18 protein-coding genes are annotated in these 18600 nt (G+C 60.9%); 8 read left to right on the top strand and 10 right to left on the bottom strand.

The annotated features are described in order from the left end of the window. Positions 1–21: 21 nt before the first annotated feature. Positions 22–1905 (top strand): DNA helicase RecQ, encoded by a 1884-nt coding sequence (gene recQ, locus KMZ68_RS02785; protein ID WP_215614387.1) that lies wholly within the window; start codon positions 22–24, stop codon positions 1903–1905. Between the two features lie 13 nt (positions 1906–1918). Here the strand turns inward: recQ and KMZ68_RS02780 are convergent, their stop codons facing one another. Beyond that, a complete protein-coding gene (locus KMZ68_RS02780; protein WP_215614386.1) occupies positions 1919–2971 on the bottom strand; it encodes a hypothetical protein in 1053 nt (350 codons plus the stop codon). Between the two features lie 339 nt (positions 2972–3310). Between KMZ68_RS02780 and KMZ68_RS02775 the strand changes: the two genes are divergently transcribed. After that, positions 3311–5383, top strand: a complete 2073-nt coding sequence (locus KMZ68_RS02775) for an ATP-dependent helicase (RefSeq protein WP_215616164.1) — start codon at positions 3311–3313, stop codon at positions 5381–5383. Between the two features lie 21 nt (positions 5384–5404). Here KMZ68_RS02775 and KMZ68_RS02770 read toward each other — a convergent pair whose 3' ends face one another. The 4 genes from KMZ68_RS02770 to KMZ68_RS02755 form a co-directional block, all read right to left on the bottom strand. Beyond that, positions 5405–6367, bottom strand: coding sequence for an alpha/beta hydrolase (locus KMZ68_RS02770; RefSeq protein ID WP_215614385.1), 963 nt, complete (start codon positions 6365–6367; stop codon positions 5405–5407). Positions 6368–6603: 236 nt separating this feature from the next. Next, positions 6604–7614 (bottom strand): hypothetical protein, encoded by a 1011-nt coding sequence (locus tag KMZ68_RS02765; RefSeq protein WP_215614384.1) that lies wholly within the window; start codon positions 7612–7614, stop codon positions 6604–6606. 64 nt (positions 7615–7678) lie between these two features. Further along, positions 7679–8878 (bottom strand): MBL fold metallo-hydrolase, encoded by a 1200-nt coding sequence (locus KMZ68_RS02760; RefSeq protein WP_249779502.1) that lies wholly within the window; start codon positions 8876–8878, stop codon positions 7679–7681. Between the two features lie 63 nt (positions 8879–8941). Further along, positions 8942–9349 carry a hypothetical protein gene (locus tag KMZ68_RS02755; protein WP_215614382.1) on the bottom strand — a complete coding sequence of 136 codons (408 nt, stop codon included), beginning with the start codon at positions 9347–9349 and terminating at the stop codon, positions 8942–8944. A 122-nt stretch (positions 9350–9471) separates the two neighbouring features. On the opposite strand from KMZ68_RS02755, the gene KMZ68_RS25950 reads away from it, so the two are divergent. From KMZ68_RS25950 to KMZ68_RS02745, 3 genes are all read left to right on the top strand, one after another. Then, complete coding sequence (locus KMZ68_RS25950; protein ID WP_249779501.1) at positions 9472–9699, top strand: metallophosphoesterase; 228 nt, start codon at positions 9472–9474, stop codon at positions 9697–9699. 3 nt (positions 9700–9702) lie between these two features. Beyond that, entirely contained in the window at positions 9703–10173 is a 471-nt protein-coding gene (locus KMZ68_RS02750) for a hypothetical protein (RefSeq protein ID WP_249779500.1), read from the top strand. 392 nt (positions 10174–10565) lie between these two features. Then, entirely contained in the window at positions 10566–11243 is a 678-nt protein-coding gene (locus tag KMZ68_RS02745; RefSeq protein WP_215614381.1) for a nitroreductase, read from the top strand. A gap of 77 nt (positions 11244–11320) precedes the next feature. Here the strand turns inward: KMZ68_RS02745 and KMZ68_RS02740 are convergent, their stop codons facing one another. The 3 genes from KMZ68_RS02740 to KMZ68_RS02730 all read right to left on the bottom strand — a co-directional run bounded on the left by KMZ68_RS02740 (position 11321) and on the right by KMZ68_RS02730 (position 12617). Next, positions 11321–11797 (bottom strand): hypothetical protein, encoded by a 477-nt coding sequence (locus tag KMZ68_RS02740; protein WP_215616163.1) that lies wholly within the window; start codon positions 11795–11797, stop codon positions 11321–11323. A gap of 59 nt (positions 11798–11856) precedes the next feature. Beyond that, positions 11857–12003, bottom strand: coding sequence for a tryptophan-rich sensory protein (locus KMZ68_RS02735; RefSeq protein ID WP_249779680.1), 147 nt, complete (start codon positions 12001–12003; stop codon positions 11857–11859). A 221-nt stretch (positions 12004–12224) separates the two neighbouring features. After that, positions 12225–12617, bottom strand: coding sequence for an MAPEG family protein (locus KMZ68_RS02730; protein WP_215614380.1), 393 nt, complete (start codon positions 12615–12617; stop codon positions 12225–12227). A 144-nt stretch (positions 12618–12761) separates the two neighbouring features. Between KMZ68_RS02730 and KMZ68_RS02725 the strand changes: the two genes are divergently transcribed. Together KMZ68_RS02725 and KMZ68_RS02720 are read left to right on the top strand one after the other, a co-directional pair. Then, positions 12762–13673, top strand: a complete 912-nt coding sequence (locus KMZ68_RS02725) for a helix-turn-helix domain-containing protein (RefSeq protein ID WP_215614379.1) — start codon at positions 12762–12764, stop codon at positions 13671–13673. Between the two features lie 613 nt (positions 13674–14286). Further along, on the top strand, positions 14287–14949 hold the full coding sequence (locus tag KMZ68_RS02720; RefSeq protein ID WP_215614378.1) for an SOS response-associated peptidase: 663 nt from the start codon (positions 14287–14289) through the stop codon (positions 14947–14949). A gap of 28 nt (positions 14950–14977) precedes the next feature. On the opposite strand, the gene KMZ68_RS02715 is transcribed toward KMZ68_RS02720, so the two are convergent. Both KMZ68_RS02715 and KMZ68_RS02710 read right to left on the bottom strand, forming a co-directional pair. Further along, positions 14978–15460 (bottom strand): hypothetical protein, encoded by a 483-nt coding sequence (locus tag KMZ68_RS02715; protein WP_215614377.1) that lies wholly within the window; start codon positions 15458–15460, stop codon positions 14978–14980. A gap of 38 nt (positions 15461–15498) precedes the next feature. Then, entirely contained in the window at positions 15499–17133 is a 1635-nt protein-coding gene (locus KMZ68_RS02710) for a recombinase family protein (protein WP_215614376.1), read from the bottom strand. A gap of 290 nt (positions 17134–17423) precedes the next feature. On the opposite strand from KMZ68_RS02710, the gene KMZ68_RS02705 reads away from it, so the two are divergent. After that, complete coding sequence (locus KMZ68_RS02705; protein ID WP_249779499.1) at positions 17424–18497, top strand: hypothetical protein; 1074 nt, start codon at positions 17424–17426, stop codon at positions 18495–18497. Positions 18498–18600: the final 103 nt, after the last annotated feature.

The raw sequence follows: 18600 nt of genomic DNA, 5'->3' as shown, positions 1-18600 counted from the left end.
CAATCGAACCACCTGTCCCGCATGCCCGTTCCCGCCAAGGCCGCAGCCCGTAACGCCAAGTCCGACGCGGTCCCCGACGCGCTCTCGGTGCTCAATCACGTGTTCGGCCTGCCGGGTTTTCGCGGCGCGCAGGAAGAGATCGTGCGGCACGTCACCGGTGGCGGCAATTGCCTGGTGCTGATGCCGACCGGCGGCGGCAAGTCGCTGTGCTATCAATTGCCGTCACTGCTGCGAAAGGGCTGCGGCATCGTGGTTTCGCCGCTGATCGCGCTGATGCGCGACCAGGTCGCCGGCCTGCTCGAGGCCGGCGTCAAGGCGGCGGTGCTGAATTCCACGCTGTCCTATGAGGAAGCCTCGGCAGTCGAGGCGCAACTCGTGGCCGGCGAGCTTGACCTGCTCTACGTCGCGCCGGAGCGGTTGTTGACGCCGCGCTGCCTCGCCTTGCTCGGCCGCGCCGACATCGCGCTGTTCGCGATCGACGAGGCGCATTGCGTGTCGCAATGGGGGCATGATTTTCGCCCCGAATATATCGGGCTCACGGTGATTCCGGAGCGTTTTCCCGGCGTACCGCGGATTGCGCTGACCGCGACCGCCGATGAACTCACCCGCAAGGAGATCGTCGACCGGCTCGGGCTTGGCGGCGCGCCGAGTTTCGTTGCCAGCTTCGACCGCCCGAATATCCGCTATGAAATCGTCGAGAAACAGAACGCACCGGCGCAACTGAAAGCCTTCATCGCCGAGCGTCACCCGGGCGATGCCGGCATCGTCTATTGCCTGTCGCGCGCCAAGGTGGAGGACACCGCGGCCGCGCTGAACAAGGCCGGCATCCCAGCGCTGCCCTATCACGCCGGGCTCGACGCCAGCACTCGCACCCGCAACCAGGACCGCTTCATCAACGAGGACGGCGTGGTGATCGTCGCCACCATCGCGTTCGGCATGGGCATCGACAAGCCCGACGTGCGCTTCGTGGCGCATCTCGATCTGCCGAAAAGCATCGAGGCCTATTACCAGGAGACCGGGCGCGCCGGCCGCGACGGCAAGCCGTCCAGCGCCTGGATGGCCTATGGCCTCTCGGACATCGTGCAGCAGCGCCGCATGATCGAGGAGTCCAGCGGCGCCGAAGCGTTCAAGCGGGTGTCGATCGGCAAGCTGGAGGCGCTGGTCGGCCTCGCCGAAACCGCGGACTGCCGGCGCACCCGCCTGCTCGGCTATTTCGGCGAGACGCCTGCGGCCGCCAAATGCGGCAATTGCGACAACTGCCTGTCGCCGCCGGTGGTGCGCGACGGCAAGGTCGTCGCGCAAAAGCTGCTGTCCTGCGCCTACCGCACCGGGCAGCGTTTCGGCGCCATGCACCTGATCGACGTGCTGGTCGGCCGCATGACCGAACGGGTCACGCAGTTCGGTCATGACAGGCTGTCGGTGTTCGGGATCGGCGCCGAACTCAATGAAAAGCAGTGGCGCGGCGTGATCCGCCAGGTGGTGGCGATGGGCCACCTGGCAGCCAACTCGGAGGCCTTCGGCGCGCTGAAACTGACGGAGAGCGCGCGCAGCGTCTTGAAAGGCGAGACCGCGGTGATGCTGCGCGAGCAGGCCGCCGGTACCCGCGTCCGCGCGACGCGAACCAAATCGAGGCGCGGCGATATTGCACCCGATATCGCCGGCCGGGGCGCCGCCGCCAACCCGACTTTGGTTGGCGCGCTGCGGGCGTGGCGTTCCGAAGTGGCGCGCAAGCGCGGCGTGCCGGCCTATGTGGTGCTGCACGACGCCACCATCGACGGCATCGCCGCCTCGCGGCCCGCAACGCTGACGCAACTGCGCGACATCCCCGGCATCGGCGACAAGAAGCTCGAACATTACGGCGATGAACTGATCGCGCTGGTGAAGGCTGGTAGCGCCGAGGCGTAAACTAGTACCAAGCCTAGTTCGTCCCGGCGCCAACCGGAGCGGCCGAGCCGGGGGACGCCAGGATACTCAGCGCGACATCGCCTACCGGATGCGGATCGGCCTTGCGGCCGGCGCCGAGGGCGAGCTCCATGGTGAAGGCGCCGAGTTCGCACATCACCTGCGAGGCGACATCGCCGGCGAAGGTGAATTCGTTGGCGAGATATTCGAACTGGGAACGCACCTGGCGCAGCGTGGCGCGCGGCACCACCACGTCGGATTCGCCGACGACGAGCGCCGGTCGCGGCGGCGCTTCCGGCCCCGGCGCTGCGGAAACGGCCCGGCCGGCGCCGTCCTGGGGTTCGACGGCCTGGTTCTTGATCTGGCTGATCCGATCGAATGCCGAGCGAAGTTCGGCGCGCTTGGCTTCGAGCGATGCGAGCTTGGCCCTGAGCGCTTCGTGTTCCCGCTCGGAGACGATGCGAAGCGCCGCGAGTTCATCGCCGCTCACCTTCAGCCGCGCCGCGAGATCGTCGCGTTCGCCGGCAAAGTCGCGACGAAGCTCCGCGAGTTCCGTCTCACGCGCCCTCGCCTGTTCGGCGAGTTGCTGGCGAAGCTGGTCGAGTTCCTTGCCGCGCGTCTCTGCCGCGGCGTTCAGCGCCTGGCGCTCCCTGTCGAAAGCACCACGGATCTCGGCCAGCGCATCCTGATGCGCTTGCGATTTCGCCGCGATCTCGGCGCGGAGCCCGGAGAGCTCCGTCTCTCGCCCCTGCAGCGTTGCCTTCAGCGTATCGCGCTCGGATACGGTCGACGAAAGGATCTCCAGGTGCCCGTCGATGTCGTTCTTGAGCGCCCCGCACTCGGTTTCCAGCTCGTCGGCGTGTTGGGCGATGGTCTCATACTTGTAGCGCCAGAGCTGTTCTTCATCCAATGCCGCGGTCAGGCGGGCCGTCAGGTCTTCGAGCAGAACCGCGGCGTGGTGCAGATAGGTCGCGTTTTGCCCGACGGACATCATGTCGGCAAAACGCCGGAGGAAATGTGCGGTTTCGGCAATACCGGGTGTCTCAGGCGTCATGGAGGGATCCGTCATGAAGCTTGCTTTCCTGGGGCGCACGAACTGATACGCCGTGCGTGGAGACAGAACGCGTCACCCATCCGTCTGGCTCTCTGCAATGCGGACGGGAATATACTCCCGAGAGCTCGATCGGTAGGCCGGACGTGCCGATGGTTCTCTAGATCGGCGGCGGCAAAAATAGGGCGTCCGTATCAGATCCGGAATCTCTAGACGCGGAGACGTCGTTTGGCGAGGCCGATGGCGCCGTGAATTCCCGCGCGAGGGGAACGCGCTTGCGCAGGAAGCTTTGCTACGCCATTGCGAACAAAGCGGGAATCAGTGACGGTCGAGCCAACCTCGGAGGACGATTCGGACGTGCCAGCGGCGGCAAGCTATCTCGAAAGCCTCAATTCCGAGCAGCGGCGCGCCGTCGAGCACGGCGTCGTGGCGAAGGATGGCGGCCGTCCCGGTATGCCGCTACTGGTGATTGCCGGCGCCGGATCGGGCAAGACCAACACTTTGGCGCATCGGGTCGCCCATCTGATCGTCAGCGGCGCCGATCCGCGGCGCATTCTCTTGATGACGTTTTCGCGACGGGCCGCCGCCGAAATGACCAGGCGCGTCGAACGGATCGCCCGCAAGGTGCTCGGCGACAATGCCGGCGTCATGACCGACGCCCTGCACTGGGCCGGTACCTTCCACGGCATCGGCGCGCGTCTGCTTCGCGACTATTCGGACCAGATCGGCATCGATCCCGCCTTCACGATCCACGATCGCGATGACTCCGCCGATCTGATCAACCTGATCCGGCACGAACTCGGCTTCTCCAAAACCGCGAGCCGGTTCCCGACCAAGGGGACGTGCCTTGCGATCTACTCGCGATGCGTCAATGCCGAAACGCCGATCGAGCAGGTGTTGGGTGCATCGTTTCCCTGGTGCGCCGGCTGGGCGGACGAACTGAAGCAATTGTTCGCGGCCTATGTCGAGGCCAAGCAGAAGCAGAACGTGCTCGATTACGATGACCTGCTGCTGTACTGGGCACAGACGATGAGCGACCCCGGCCTGGCCCGCGAGATCGGCGGCCGGTTCGACCATGTTCTGGTCGACGAGTACCAGGACACCAACCGGCTGCAATCCTCGATCCTGCTGGGGCTGAAGCCCGATGGCCGCGGGCTGACGGTGGTCGGCGACGATGCCCAGTCGATCTATTCGTTTCGCGCCGCGACCGTGCGCAATATTCTCGACTTCCCCGGCCAGTTCAGTCCTCCGGCCGGCATCATCACGCTGGACCGCAACTACCGCTCGACGCAGACCATTCTCGCCGCCGCCAATGGCGTCATCGATCTCGCCCGCGAGCGCTTCACCAAGAACCTGTGGACCGACCGGACATCCGGCTTCAAGCCTCAGCTCGTCACTATCAGGGACGAAGCCGACCAGGCCCGCTGCATCGTCGAACGCGTGCTGGAAAACCGCGAATCCGGCACGCTGCTGAAGCAGCAGGCGGTGCTGTTTCGAACCTCCAGCCACAGCGCGCCGCTGGAACTCGAACTGGTCAGGCGCAACATACCCTTCGTCAAGTTCGGCGGACTGAAATTCCTCGACGCCGCTCACATCAAGGACATGCTGGCATTGCTGCGCTTCGTCGAGAATCCGCGCGACCGCGTCGCCGGTTTCCGCTTGATGCACCTGATCCCGGGGGTCGGCCCCGCCTCGGCGCAGAAGGTTCTCGACGACATGGCCGGCAGCGCCGATCCGCTGGCCGCGCTGGCGTCGTCACCCGCCCCGCGCCGCGCCGGCGACGACTGGACCGATTTCATCGCCGCCATCGCGGATATCGGCCGTTGCGGCTGGCCGGCCGATATCGGGCGGGCCCGCCTGTGGTACGAGCCGCATCTCGACCGCATCCACGAGGATGCCGAGACCCGGCGGGCCGATCTGATCCAGCTCGAACAGATCGCCGGCGGCTATCCGTCACGCGAGCGCTTCCTGACCGAGCTGACGCTCGATCCTCCCGATGCGACCAGCGACCAGGCCGGCGTGCCGCTGCTGGACGAGGACTACCTGATCCTCTCGACCATCCATTCCGCCAAGGGACAGGAATGGAAATCGGTATTCGTGCTCAACGTGGTCGACGGCTGCATGCCGTCCGATCTCGGCGCCGGAACCTCCGCCGAACTCGAAGAGGAGCGCCGCTTGCTCTATGTCGCGATGACCCGGGCCAAGGACGACCTGCATCTGATGGTGCCGCAGCGCTTCTTCACCCACGGCCAGAGCGCGCAGGGCGACCGCCATGTCTATGCTTCGCGGACCCGATTCATCCCGGACCGGCTGCTCCATCTGTTCGAAAAGGCGACCTGGCCGCAGGCGGCGGCCGGGACTGCGGCCCGCACCGCCAGCAGCGGCCCGCGCATCGACGTCGGCGCGCGCATGCGCGGCATGTGGCGCTGATCCTGCGCCACGCTTCTCCTTTTACGCACCCCGTTCCAGCATCGCCCTGAAATCGGCACGGGCGCGTTGCGCCTCGCGACGCGCGATTTCCGACGCGTCGCCGAGGCCGAAATAGCCGTGGATCAGGCCGGCGCCATGGTGGTACCTGGTCGGAACATCGGCGGCGGCCAGCGCATCGGCATAGGCCTTGCCCTCGTCGCGCAGGGGATCGAACCATGCCGTGCACACCACCGCCGGCGCCAGCCCGGCATGGCTCGTCGCGCGCAACGGCGAAACCCGCCAATCCGCGCCTTGCCCCAAATCTTCGAGATAGTGACCGGAGAACCACTCCATCACCGCGCGCGACAGGAAATAGCCTTCGGCGTTTTCCGCGCGCGAGGGAAAGCGTGCGTTTTCTTCCGCGTCCGCGAAATTGCCGGCGACGTCGGTGACGGGATAGACCAGCAATTGCGCGGCAAGATCGAGGCCGGCGTCGCGGCAGGCGATCGCAACCGTCGCCGCCAGATTGCCGCCGGCGCTGTCACCGGCCACGCCGACGCGCGCAGGGTCTCCGCCGAATTCGGCGATGCGCGCGACAACGTCGCGCACGGCGGCGAAGGCGTCCTCGAACGCGCCGGGAAAGCGCGTTTCCGGCGGGCGCCGATAATCGACGGAGACGACCACGGCGCCGGTCTCGATCGCGAGCAGCCGGGCCTGCCGGTCATGCGTTTCGAGATCGCCGGCGACCCAGCCGCCGCCGTGGAAGAACACCACGGTCGGCGATTTCTCGTCCGATACACGATAGACGCGGGCGGCGAGCGGCCCGGCCGCGCCCTGCACTTCCGTATCGATCGCGCTCGCGACCGGCGGCGGCGGAACGGCGGCGCGCGCGGCGGCCAGTGCGCGGAGCGCATCGCGCGCACTTTGCGGCGTCATCGCATCGGGATCGCGCAGCGGCAGCTTCGGAATGATCTCGGCGATGACGGGATCGAGCGGTGTAATCATGGTGTTCCCCCGGGGCGCGCTGGAATTTTGCCGCAGCATAGTTTCGGTTCGCCGCGGCGGCAACGATGCGGCTTCGACGGCTTCGTGCGGGAAGGCGCGCCAGCCAGCAGCGCCGCGCCGCCAGTGCCTTACACGCACGCTGGCGGGTGCCTATCGATATCGACGTCATTTCACCGGCGGCGGTCGCGGCGAGGCGGTGCCGGTGGTGTGAGGGTATGATAGCATCTGGCTGCCACTCAGCTTACTCGGCCAAATGCGAAATCATCCCCCGGCCCCCTCGGCATCGCTGCAATTCGAAGTGCCTCGAACTGAACCGGTATATCTGACCAATGACTCTGCGCAGATCGATTCAGTTCAGTCATGATATTGGAATCTACAATCAAAGGATGAATTGACGGCGCCAATAGCACTGCGCGAATGCTTGAACAATTCATGATGTCACTTCTGGTGATCGCGCAATTCTGCGCTGGAGTCTGATTGCCAAATTTGAAAATGCCCCTAAGGGCATCACGCATCACGCTGGAATAGAACAGGAGCTCAGACAGGGCACCAACCTTGCTATTTCCGTCTTTCTTCAGCTCAATAAGGACGAGCGTTTCCTTCCTGATTCCGATCAAATCAATCGCACTCTTGACGCCGGAGAAAATTCGTTGCGCGTCGGCAACCCTCCCGTCAAAAAGGCCAACCGGCCATTGGCGCATTAGCTTGTCCAAGCCGAGTTCCTTGCGAAAGGCACTAGAAACCTCAAGCGCCATTTCGAGGTCCCGCTCTGAATGGGTTTCCGGCTTCGAGACTATGGCCTCGAAACGCTCCTCTAACTGATTTTCGACGGAACTACGTTTGTTGCCCGGTTCATTCAGGAAGAGGCCCTTACTACCCAGAGCACGAGCACGCCTTGCGACAGAATCGTCTATGAGAATTCTTGGTTGGAATAATTCGGCGAATCGCACGAGCCGATACAGCAACCGCTCGAAGTGCGGATCCCCTTCAGGCTTATCGACTTCTCCTTCAAGACGGATAGCGACGAATCTTACGCCGCAATGATAAATCAGGGCGAGCGACCAAGCCTCGAAGGCTGCGGCGTCGCTTTGCATATTCCCGTAAAGGCCCTTCGTCCTGATCGTAATCGTGACCTGATCCTGACTTCCTTCGATGCCTATGTCACCAAATTTCGGGAACCTACAGTTCTTGAACTTCTTATGGTTGACGTCCTGAAGTCTTGCCTGCCATCCGCTGTTATCAAGCATCGAAACCGCTTTCCCTTGAGCCGCTAGATTGTGATACTTTCCGATAAGGAATTGAGTTGATTACCTAGGCTTCCGTCCATTGCTTGTCGTCAATCAAGGTCACATTCTCGAAGAGCGATGGAAATTTCTCCCGCTCAAACGTGTGGATCGGGATCAGCCGCTTCGGCGCGACGGCCGCGGCGAGGCGCTTCAGGTCCCCCGGACTGGCATGCCCCGAAGTATGAATGACCTCGAACGGAATCCCGCGGCTCTCGCAATCGGCCTGGAGCGCCGCCCCCGGGGTGCCCGCGCCGAGGTAGCCGTCCCATTGCGACCAGAACACGCTGGCGCCGGCGAGAGCCTCGGCGCGATCGAGGTCGCGCATCATCCAGCCGCGAAACAGCATGACCGAGCCCGGCGCATATTCTGCCAGCTGCTCGGGCCACAGGCGGAATCCCCGATAGCTATCCACGATCGACGCGATGTTCTTCTTCACCAGCTGGACCCGCTGACCCTGGGGAATGAAAACCGCCAGATTTGACCACCCCACGACGGGTTTGGGGATGCTGTCCTGGTCGGTCGCCTTCAGGATTTCGGCGGCGTAGGCATCGACGATCAGCGTACGCCCGGTCCGCTTGGCGGCACGATAGATCGTGACCACCCTGTCGATGTTCTGCGCAGAGCATGCCACCAGGGCCATGCCGGCGGTATCCTTGAAGCGATCAACGAAGATCTCTTCCAGGTCGGCTTCCGAGGGAAACGACTGGTCCTCGGCCAGACGTCCCAGGCTGGAGCCTTCCATCAGCATGGTGTCGATGTTGCGCGGCGGATGATTGATGAGCGCCTCGAACAGGCCCCCCTTGCGGCCATGCGCCCTCAGGTCCCCGGAATAGAAGATCCGCTTGCCGCCCGCCTCGACTTCCATGGCGTAGGCGTCGAAGCCCGAGTGGTCGACCAGGCGCGGGGTGATGGCGAAAGGACCGATATCGAGCCGTTTGCCATGCTCGAGATAGTGCGCGGCGTGCAGCGCGATTGCGTCCGGGACAAAGTCGGCCGCCGCCCTGATAATGCTCTCGGTCACCTTTCCCATGACCAGGGGAATCCGGTCGCCAACTTTGGGCACCAGTCCCCAATGGTCGCGGTGACCGTGGGACAGCACGATTGCAAGAAGGCTCGCATCCTCCCTGCCCAAGCCGTCGACCTCCGGAAGCGGCGTAGAGGCCAGATCCGACGCATTCAGGGGCAGCCCGAGATCGAGCAGAACTCGGGCGCCCGCGCTTTCCAACTCGATGCATGTGCCGCCGATTTCCCGCGTCCCGCGATGAATTCTTATCCGCACTCAAAATCCCTAAGGTAACGCCGGAAGCCCTATGTTGGCGCGGCTACGGTATTGCCTGTCGATCGACACCACAAGTTGAGCTCTCGGCGGGCGCCAATTCATCAACACCGTTGTGACGAATAACCCACGCGACAGCTTCTGATCGATGTAAAGCCGCCATTGATCCGTGTGCTCCTGCCACTCGAGCCGTCCGCGCGGAAAATGATCGAACTCGAACGACGCCAGCGCCGGACTCAGCCTCCGGGCGTGAGTCCAGCCGTCTTCGTGGTCGATAGCCAGCCTTCTGGCGCCTGCGATCACGGCCGTGCCGGCCCAGGCACGGGAAACCCCGACGAAGGTCGAGCGTTTCCGGCCTTCGCCACAGAACCAGAAAATGCCGACGCGCCGGGTCGGCTGATATCGGGAGTGCAGGGTCATTTGATAGATTCAAATGACGGCCTCGGAAATTTACACGTTATGGAATATTCTGGAAAAATATTTATCTCGCATTCGGCCGACCGGCCGTGTCACTTGCCCGGAACGCGCTACGGGTTCGCTCAATGGTCTATTCGATCACATTCGCTATCGGCGACATCCACGGTTGCTTTGACGAGCTGGAATCCCTCGTTGCGGCCTGCGATCTGTTGAGCGAGGGAAAGAATGCTCGCTTTGTCTTTGTCGGCGATTACGTCGATCGAGGACCGGACACAAGGAAGGTGATCGACTTCCTGATGGAGAGCCAGCATCGCGAGCCGGATCGCTTCATCTGTCTGCGCGGCAATCACTAGGCCATGCTGATCGACGCCGCAAACAAGGACCGTTCGGACCGTGATCTCATGAACTGGTGGGCCAATGGCGGCGAACAGACACTCGACAGCTACGGCGCCAGCGATCCCGGCGAGATCCCCGCCGATCACCTGGCCTGGATGAAAGCGCTTCCGCTGACGTTTTCCGATCGGAAGCGGCTCTACGTGCACGCCGGCGTTCGGCCCGGCGTTTCCGTCGCAGACCAGTCCGAGAAGGACCTGCTCTGGATACGCGAGCCGTTTCTATCGTGCGACGATGACTACGGTGCGTTGGTTGTTCACGGACATACCCCGACCAGATCGGGCCTGCCCGACCTGCGGTCGAACCGGCTCAACATCGACACCGGGGCCTGTTTCGGCAGGCCCTTGACCGCCGCCCTGTTCACGCCGGCACAGCGGATGCCGAGCCTGTATTGCAACAACGGCGGGCAATTCTGGCGACCGCGCCCTTGCTGACGAGGGCGGCCTGCCATCCACGCCTCACGGCGAAGGCATGGCGGAGAGAGTGTCAGTCAACTCCCATTGAAAGATCATGAATTTTCGGCCTTCCCAGACCAAAACCCACTATTTGAGCAACAGCCTGAAGAGGCCTGTGCGGCTTCAGGAGGGCGCCGTCGCGCCGGGTCGCCGCGGCTCCCTATCAAAAATATCGAAAACAACCCCATGCAAAGTAGCCGGCGGCCGCCGCAATCGACGGTTTGGACCGAATACTTGACACGTCGGGCAAATCGGCAGCACAATTTCATCATCCCAAAATCCGCTAAACGACTACGGGCGCGCAATGGATGTTGTCCGCTGTGACGTCAGGCGAAAGCTGGTTCACGACTTATCCGGGGAATCGCACACAGATGCAGTTTGATGACGTTATTCTCGGTCGCCGGAGTATCCGCGGTTACAAACCTGATCCCGTACCCAAGGCGCTGATTGCGGAAATCATTGGTTTGGCGATGCGCGCCCCGTCGTCGATGAACACCCAGCCCTGGAATTTCTACGTCATTTCCGGCGAACCGCTGGATCGAATCCGCGCCGGCAACACCGAGCGGATGGTGGCAGGCATACCGCAGTCGCGCGAGTTCCGCACGGGCCAGGCCTTTGCAGGCAAGCACCGCGACCGGCAGGTCGGCGTCGCCAAGCAATTATTCGCCGCGATGGGGATCGAGCGCGACAACAAGGACAAGCGCCAGGACTGGGTGCTGCGCGGCTTCCGCCAATTCGACGCGCCGGTATGCGTGATCATTACCTATGACAGGGTGCTGGATGGCAGCGACGACACGCCCTTCGATTGCGGCGCCGTGGCGACCGCCCTGGTCAATGCCGCCTGGTCTCGCGGGCTGGGCGCCGTAATCAACAGCCAGGGCATCATGCAATCACCCGTGGTGCGCGAGCACGCGGGAATAGCCGACGATCAGATCATCATGAAAAGCATCGCGCTGGGCTGGCCGGATGAAACGTTTCCGGCAAATGCGGTCGTGTCGGAGCGAAAGTCCGTCGAGGAAGCTACGGTGTTCGTCGGGTTTGATAAGTAGGCGCGCGCAGGCGTTTCCCGGTCGAAAACCCATGTCGTAATGTGGCTCAACATTCCGGGTGCGAAAAATGTTGAGTTTCAAATCTTCCGACTATCGTACGCCCAGTGCAACAGAGCTTGCCGTTGCCGCGGGCGGCAAAACGGATCGCCAGGCTCGCAGTTCATTTTGATTTGACTGACGTGGCGGCGAAATGCCTTCCAGCGCTTGATCTGCCGTCTGTCCTCATCAGGCATCCTCCTACCCATGTAGTAGCGGCAGTACCATTGAAACCAGCCGCGCGGATCATCGTCATGAAGCCAGCCTTTGGAGCGCCATTCCGATAGCGGCCGGCTGGCGTCGACGCCAAAATAGTTGAGCGAGCAGTCGCGGCCTTTCGGCGACAGTTTTGCTTTCTTGAACCAGCTCGCGGGGAACTCCTTGCGGCAGTCGGTCATGTACTTGCCGCAGAACACACCAAGCGCGAGCATTTCTGCGGGCGTCAGTTCAGGCTTGAATTCCGGATCGAAGTTGCGACCGACGGGATCGGTCAGCTCGTAGCGATATCCCGTCTGCATACGGTCATTCACGGTCACCCATTTCTTTCTGCTCAGGCGCGACCGTTTGACGCTTCGCTTCACGGGTTCAGCTTCCAGCTCGCAAAGTTACGAGCGGTCGCAAAGCAAACCCATGCCGCCAGAGGCATGAGGCACCAGCCCGCCATCCGGTCAATCCGAGAGAAGGCCACGATGGTTGCAATGTTCACCAGAACTTGCGGAACGATATTGATAAGACCCAGCAGCGGATTATGGGCAGCAAAAAACGTCCACGACCAAGCGGCAGAATGCTGGCGGAGAGAGTGTCAGTCAGCTCCCATTGAAAGGCAAAGCATTTTCGACCTTTCTGGAGCAAAACCCACTATTTGAGCAACGGCCGGAAAATGGAGTTTCGTCTGCCGAAGATGGCCCGACCGAGCCTGTTTCGGGGGCGATCTTCCTAGCGCCATCATCTGAAAAGCTGCGTAACTATCAAGGCGCCACCACCCCACGCGCCGAACCAGATGAGCGATCGCAGGTACTTGATGCCTGCGATGTACACGAAGAGGTGCGCCACGCGCCCCCAAAAGAAGATTGTCGCTCCGAGCGCGGTCGCAGCGTTGGCCTTGCCGGATACCTGGGCCGCCAACACCAGGATGGCAAAGGGAGCCAGGTTCTCAACCAAGTTAGCGTGAGCTTGGACGGCGCGTTGGGTCCAGGCTGGGATGTCCAGCTTCGACTCACGATTGCCCGCCGCCCAAGCGAAACCACCGGGTTGAAGAAATCGTCCTGCCCCATAGATCAACGGTATTCCAAGGCAGAGCAGCGCTGTTGCTACGAGCGAAATAACGTCGGTTGTCATTGTGGAGAAGTCCTCGGAGGAAAACCGCCTCTGGCTCAATGCCTCGCGCGTGTTGGCTTAGGTGGCGTTGCGGTGTTCGCCAGGAGTCTGATATTCCCTTCCCCGACGAGATAGAATGGAAACGACACTGCCGGTGGGGAACGCATGGGAAGGCCACAGTTTCCGGAACACTCTGAGCCTTGCGCCATATTCTCACCGCGCCCGTCGGTCGCGCACAACATTTTTGCTGGGTTTGTTCGTGATACTCGCGGTCGGGAGCTAGCGCCGAACGAGAGATTCAACTTTTATCCGGCTTTCCCGTTCTGTGTGCTGACGCTGTTTTTCGAGGGGGCAGGCTTCAAGCTCAAAGGCTCAACCGCACAGACGAGCCTCCAGGTTCAGAAGCCTTTGCCACGGATTTACCTCAGCGGTCCGCAGACAAACTCCTCGGTCATTTGGAACCCCTCGGGCGTGGTCTCTCTGTCGGTCGGCCTTTATCCGGCGACGTTCGCCGCCCTGTCGCGCTGTGACATCTCGAGCCTCGTCGATCAAACAGTGCCCTTGAGCCGGATACCCAACGATGAGATCGTCGACACATTCGCAAAGGCGCTGAGTACTGGAAAGCCGCAGGCTGCTTTCGACCTCTTGCAGGACTACATCGAGCGGTGCCAGCAAACAGGGCGATTACCACATGATGACCTGGGTCGCAGCGTGCAGGATTGGGTGCACGGCATTGGGCGCAAGGCTTCCGGCCTCGTTACATCGCTCAGCGCACGCCAAGCTGAACGTCGGATCAAGAAGTGGACAGGGCATTCGCGCAGAAAACTTCAATTCTACCAGCGCGCGGAACGCCTTCTCGAACAGACGCTGGCTATGGGGCGTGCCGAACCGCAATGGTCCGCGATTACCTACGACGCAGGTTTTTCGGACCAATCGCATATGATCAGAGACATGAGACGCTTGACCGGCTTCAGTCCCAAATCTCTCTTTGGACGTTTAGAGGAAGAGCCTTTTTGGTGTTATCGTCTCTTCGGCTCGCATTTCGCCTCACTCGTTCGGGCTGATTCCGCGCCCTAGCAGAAGCTGCGACAAGCTGCACACGTCTCCCGCTCGGCGGACCGCCCGTGGTCGCCGACGGCATTTGGCTCGTCAGCTTCATGCACTATGATCTGGGATACTTCGACCTGGAGCAGAAAACCCTGCAACCCCTCGACAACCCGTTCGGCACGAGGTTGTCACCCATGTCTTAGGTACGTTCTGTTACCTATGTGTCCGGGCCGGACAGGCAGAATGCTGGCGGAGGGAGAGGAACTGGGATCGAACCTTCTCCGCGTAGCTCAGAGTATTGTATGGGGTCCAGGCGGTCCAGTCGGGTGTCAGAGGCCGGAAAACTGGGCGAAACAGCTCCAGTGCTCTGCCGGCGGCCAATTGGTCCAACTGGGCCAGCACGACAGTCTTGGCGTCAAATCCGCACCGACCATGCGCGGTAAGCCTCTGCGCGGTCTGCCTCACGGACGGCCTCCGTGGCGCGCTGGCGGGCATGTTTGGCAGTCGTTTTCGCGCCGCAGATTTGGCTGCCCCTCTCGCGACTTGGTGCCCATGGCGAAGCATTACAGCGGCCCTTGCGAGCCCCGGCAATGCCCCTAGGATTAGACGCCCGGAGCATCCGGAAAGCCCTACAGGTCGGTCAATGTGCAATCTGTATTCGATCACTACGAACCAGGAGGCGATCCGTCGGCTTTTCCGCGTGGTCAACCAATACGTGGGCAACCTGCCGCCAATGACTGGCGTATTTCCCGACTATCCGGCGCCCGTGGTGCGGAACGCTGGCTCTGAACACGAACTGACCATGATGCGCTGGGGGATGCCGGCGCCCCCGAAGTTCGGCGGCCCGCCGGTCACCAATATTCGCAACACCTCCTCTCCCCACTGGCGGGGCTGGTTGAAGCCGGAGAACCGCTGCCTGGTGCCGGCCAATAGCTTTTCGGAATACGCACCTGAGCCCAACCCAGGGACCGGTAAGAAGGATGTGGTCTGGTTCGCGCTGAACGGCGATCGCCCCCTGTTCGCCTTTGCAGGGATCTGGACCCTGTTCCGCGGCGACCGCGGCACCAAGTCCAAACCGGTCCCCGGCCCTCACGACGTCTATGGCTTCCTGACGACGGCGCCGAACGCGATCGTCGAGCCGATTCACCCGAAGGCCATGCCGGTGATCCTGACAACCGACGAAGAGCGCGACGTTTGGATGCGCGCACCCTGGGACGAAGCCAAGGCGCTGCAGCGGCCGTTGCCACATGACGCGCTGAAGATCGTCGCCCGCGGCGTGGACAAGGAAGACAAGGTCGCGGCGTGAGGAAACCGGCTCGCAAGCGGTTGCGAGGTCAAAAGTTCTTCGACCCTCTGAATCCCGGTCTCATGCTTTCATCGGTCATGCAGATGGAGCCGCCGGTCCCGCTGGTGATGTACTGTTGAACGCGGCCGTCCTTGATATAGAAAATATTGTTGCAGGCTTGAAATTTCTGCATGCAGCTTGAGAAGCCGCTGTAGCTTGCCATATCGACGGTGGATTTGAAAATCTGGCCCCCGCCTGAACACGACGCGACGTTCTGGCCGTTGACGTAATTTCGTATTTCGGTTCCGTCGCTGGCAATTGTTCGCACAACCGGGACCGTCAGAAAGAATGGATGTTTGTCCAATTCCGCGACCGGGATGCCTTGCCAAGAGTCAAGGTCTTGCTTGCTCACGCATCCGGCCATGAGGGCAACTGAAATGAAAATCAGCGCAAGTGCAGGCAGCCTTAGATCGACCACTACTTCGTCCCCCAATAAACGGCTTCTACCCTTCATGCCCTTCGCGCGTGACAAGGCCGGTTGCCGCTAATCCAGCGCTTGTAGGCAGGTATTTAGGCACGCCGTTTATAATGCTGGCAAGAGCCTTTTGCGGCCGGCCGCAGCGCGCCTGTCCGCGCACCACCAGCAATTTGATGGATGATTGCCTTTGTGAGTTGAGCGGAAGTTCGGAAGCGACAGCCGTCGAATCGGTATAGCCCCGCTTCCATGAAGCGAATTTTCGACCCAGTCATGGCCCTGGTCGGCAACAGGAAGTAGTCAAGTAAGCTATCGTTTCCCTCGCCAAGCCTGATCGCGACGATATGGCCCTCAGGCAATACGGTGCGACGATTGATCGTCCAGATTGGCTTTCTATCCGAACCCCGCCAAGAGCGCGCGAGACGAAGTGATATCGCAAACCGATTGTTGACGGTTAGTACGTCTATCCCTTGCTCGAAACAGGCAACCGAGCCGGCCTTCTTAAGCCGGGCGGCGAGATCGGCGGCAGTATCCCTGAGAAGCGCGTTGAATTCGGTTCTCCGGTCAATCCAGTCGAAATCCCATTTAAGTTCATAGCCTATGCGTCGGTAAGCGTTTCGGAGACTGCCGAACCGTTCATTATAAACGTTGATAGCGGGAACACCCAATGTGCTGTTGATTATCGTTTCGCTGAGCCGCCCCTCTTTTTCGAGCAGCGACTTCAATCGTAACAGTAATTCATCGTCCGTGAGGTGTAGCCATCGAAGCGTCAAGCGTCTTTGAGCGTCGAGGAAAACATTGCGGTCTACCGCTGGCGCGATCGAACCTCTGGTTCTGACCCACAGGCTAGGGGGATTTTTTATTTTTCCTCCGCGCAGCGGATTTGACTCGCGATTGTACACTGTGTTGCCGATGTAATTCTCATTGCGAAGAATGTAGTCCACCATTGCCCTCGTCCAAGGTCGACCACGATGATTGGGAACACCCTCACGATTGAGCCGCCGCACGATCTCCTCTTCGGACTTTCGCTCCTCGACGTACTCCTCGAATATTCGTTGGATCACTTCGATCTCGCTTAGCTGGCCGAGACGCAAGACGACGTGATCGGTCTTCAGGTTCTTCTGTTGGCCGCGCTTGAGAAACCCTTTTGAAAGTCGATTTTCGTCGATCAATTCTCGGCGGAGGCCAAATCCCAAGGGCCCGCCCTGTCGGAAACCCAAAGCAGCGAGACGCAGTTGTCCGGCATGAACCTTGGCGGAAAGCTCGCGGCTGAATTCCGCAGCCATCACGCGTTTAAGGTTTTTGACGATGCTCGACAGCAAGCTTCCATCGTTGTCGAATTGCTCCGCGCAATAATCGATCCTAATTCCGGCCTTCCGACATAAAAATTCGTAATGAGCACTCTCGTCGACGTCCTGGAAGCGGCCCCACCGGCTGACATCGTATACCAACACCCGGCCGAAGTCGGCACGGCCCGAGCATACATCCGTGATCAGTTGCTTGAGGCCTTCGCGCTTGTCGATCTTCAAACCGCTGAGCCCTTCATCTCTGTAGGTCCGCACGATGTTGAGGTTGTAGCGTGCGGCATAAGCCGCAATCGCGGCCGCCTGGTTTTCAATCGAGTACCGCTGGTGAATGGTCGACATCCGCACGTATTGGGCGGCTCGCTGGGCGAGCTCGCCTGCGAATTTCGACAGATCTGCGCGACGCACGACCAGGGACTTTGCCATCGGTCGACACCCAGCGATTCTTCAACATTGGAATTTTGCGCTCAATCCAAGGTAGGCGCCAGCGATCTTTGAGGGGTGGCGATCAGGCCGGTTATCCGTGGGAGCGCGGCTACAGGCTTGCCCGTCTCAGTGGTACTCCCTGTTCACCTCTTTTGACTCAGGGCGGACATTAGATAATACCTGCTGGCTTGGAAGCTGGAGCCTACTATCGCACAATGTTCAAACCTTTATTTCTAAAGGTGTTTTTCAGTTTTCTCTGTCTAGGCGTCCTAGCGTCCAATTTCTGGACCATGCGCAACTGGACCGAGCGAACTGGCGTGTATGATGATATCTGTTACCTGCGGCAGGCGCATCTATTCCAACGCTTCGGGTTGGGCGGCTTCGACACCAATATAACCCGTGATGACGACCAATACTTTGCGACCTTGGCGCGGGAGATTGGCTATCAAGCCTGGAACGATCCGGCCCACATGCCCTGCCACACTCAGATAGGCGAAAAACAGGTTCTCCAGTACCCACCCGGCACCGGTCTGGCTCTTTCGATTTTCCCGGCTGGCTTCCAAAGGGTGCCACTGTACGGGGTCGCAAATTTCATCATTTTCATCGGTGCGCTTTTCGCGATCTGGTCGGCGCCCTCACGTCGCTGGACAGCAATTTCCGGTATTGTCGGCGTGGCCGCGCTCTACTTCATGGTCAACCCGTCCAAAGCCAGCTCGTCCATTGCTCCAACGATGATTGTTTGCGTGATGGTCGGATATCTGACGAGCATCTTGGCGAACGTCCCCAGGCCGTCGCGCCAGATCACAGTGACTGTCTTAATCGGATTAATATTGGGGCTAGCGGTTTCATTCAGGCTGGCAAATCTTTTTCTATCCGCCGGTTACTTCCTTGTTTTGTTGGCGATGGCTGTGCGGTCGAGGAAGCAGAGCGATATCCTGCAGCTCTTTTCGTTCGGTACGGCCTACCTATTAGGACTGGTGCCTACGCTGGTCGCGAATGCGATCAATGCTGGCAGCGTCCTGGCGACTACCTACAGTTCGTTCGACGCCCGGCCGCCCGACTTTAGCCTTAGCGTCGCACGCGAGTACTTGGTCGATATGCAAGGCCCCCTGATCATACTAACCGCAGCATGGTCGATCTGGGCCTTCAGTTCTGCTGCGCGGAAGACTGCCGCATTCATCGTTGTCGCGAATATCGCAATAAATCTGGCGTTCTTTCTGACTCATCCGATTTTCACACCGTACTATCTGATGCCGCTGGCAATGCTGTCCATCTGGACACTGTTATTTTCTTTATTGAACGATTCCAGCGAGGCCGCGCCTTTGCCGGGCCAATCGGCCTTCGCACGGGTGCAGTCAAAATGAGACCTAGTCGAAGTTAGGGAACCGACCGCCTACAGAGCGCCGAAGGAAAGAACTCCGACAGTATAGCTGAAGCTCCGGATTACGGTTGGCAATAGCCCCTACC

The sequence above is a fragment of the Bradyrhizobium sediminis genome, from assembly GCF_018736105.1.
Classification (GTDB): domain Bacteria; phylum Pseudomonadota; class Alphaproteobacteria; order Rhizobiales; family Xanthobacteraceae; genus Bradyrhizobium.
The sequence above is the reverse complement of the archived record's forward strand: the minus strand, read 5'-3'. Positions and strand labels throughout refer to the sequence as shown.

Bases quoted from the DNA above. Each gene is read 5' to 3' on its own strand.
- recQ (WP_215614387.1), top strand. From the start codon at position 22: ATGCCCGTTCCCGCCAAGGCCGCAGCCCGTAACGCCAAGTCCGACGCG.
- KMZ68_RS02780 (WP_215614386.1), bottom strand. From the start codon at position 2,971: ATGACGGATCCCTCCATGACGCCTGAGACACCCGGTATTGCCGAAACC.
- KMZ68_RS02770 (WP_215614385.1), bottom strand. From the start codon at position 6,367: ATGATTACACCGCTCGATCCCGTCATCGCCGAGATCATTCCGAAGCTG.
- KMZ68_RS02765 (WP_215614384.1), bottom strand. From the start codon at position 7,614: ATGCTTGATAACAGCGGATGGCAGGCAAGACTTCAGGACGTCAACCAT.
- KMZ68_RS02755 (WP_215614382.1), bottom strand. From the start codon at position 9,349: ATGACCCTGCACTCCCGATATCAGCCGACCCGGCGCGTCGGCATTTTC.
- KMZ68_RS25950 (WP_249779501.1), top strand. From the start codon at position 9,472: ATGGTCTATTCGATCACATTCGCTATCGGCGACATCCACGGTTGCTTT.
- KMZ68_RS02750 (WP_249779500.1), top strand. From the start codon at position 9,703: ATGCTGATCGACGCCGCAAACAAGGACCGTTCGGACCGTGATCTCATG.
- KMZ68_RS02745 (WP_215614381.1), top strand. From the start codon at position 10,566: ATGCAGTTTGATGACGTTATTCTCGGTCGCCGGAGTATCCGCGGTTAC.
- KMZ68_RS02740 (WP_215616163.1), bottom strand. From the start codon at position 11,797: ATGCAGACGGGATATCGCTACGAGCTGACCGATCCCGTCGGTCGCAAC.
- KMZ68_RS02730 (WP_215614380.1), bottom strand. From the start codon at position 12,617: ATGACAACCGACGTTATTTCGCTCGTAGCAACAGCGCTGCTCTGCCTT.
- KMZ68_RS02725 (WP_215614379.1), top strand. From the start codon at position 12,762: ATGGGAAGGCCACAGTTTCCGGAACACTCTGAGCCTTGCGCCATATTC.
- KMZ68_RS02720 (WP_215614378.1), top strand. From the start codon at position 14,287: ATGTGCAATCTGTATTCGATCACTACGAACCAGGAGGCGATCCGTCGG.
- KMZ68_RS02710 (WP_215614376.1), bottom strand. From the start codon at position 17,133: ATGGCAAAGTCCCTGGTCGTGCGTCGCGCAGATCTGTCGAAATTCGCA.
- KMZ68_RS02705 (WP_249779499.1), top strand. From the start codon at position 17,424: ATGCGCAACTGGACCGAGCGAACTGGCGTGTATGATGATATCTGTTAC.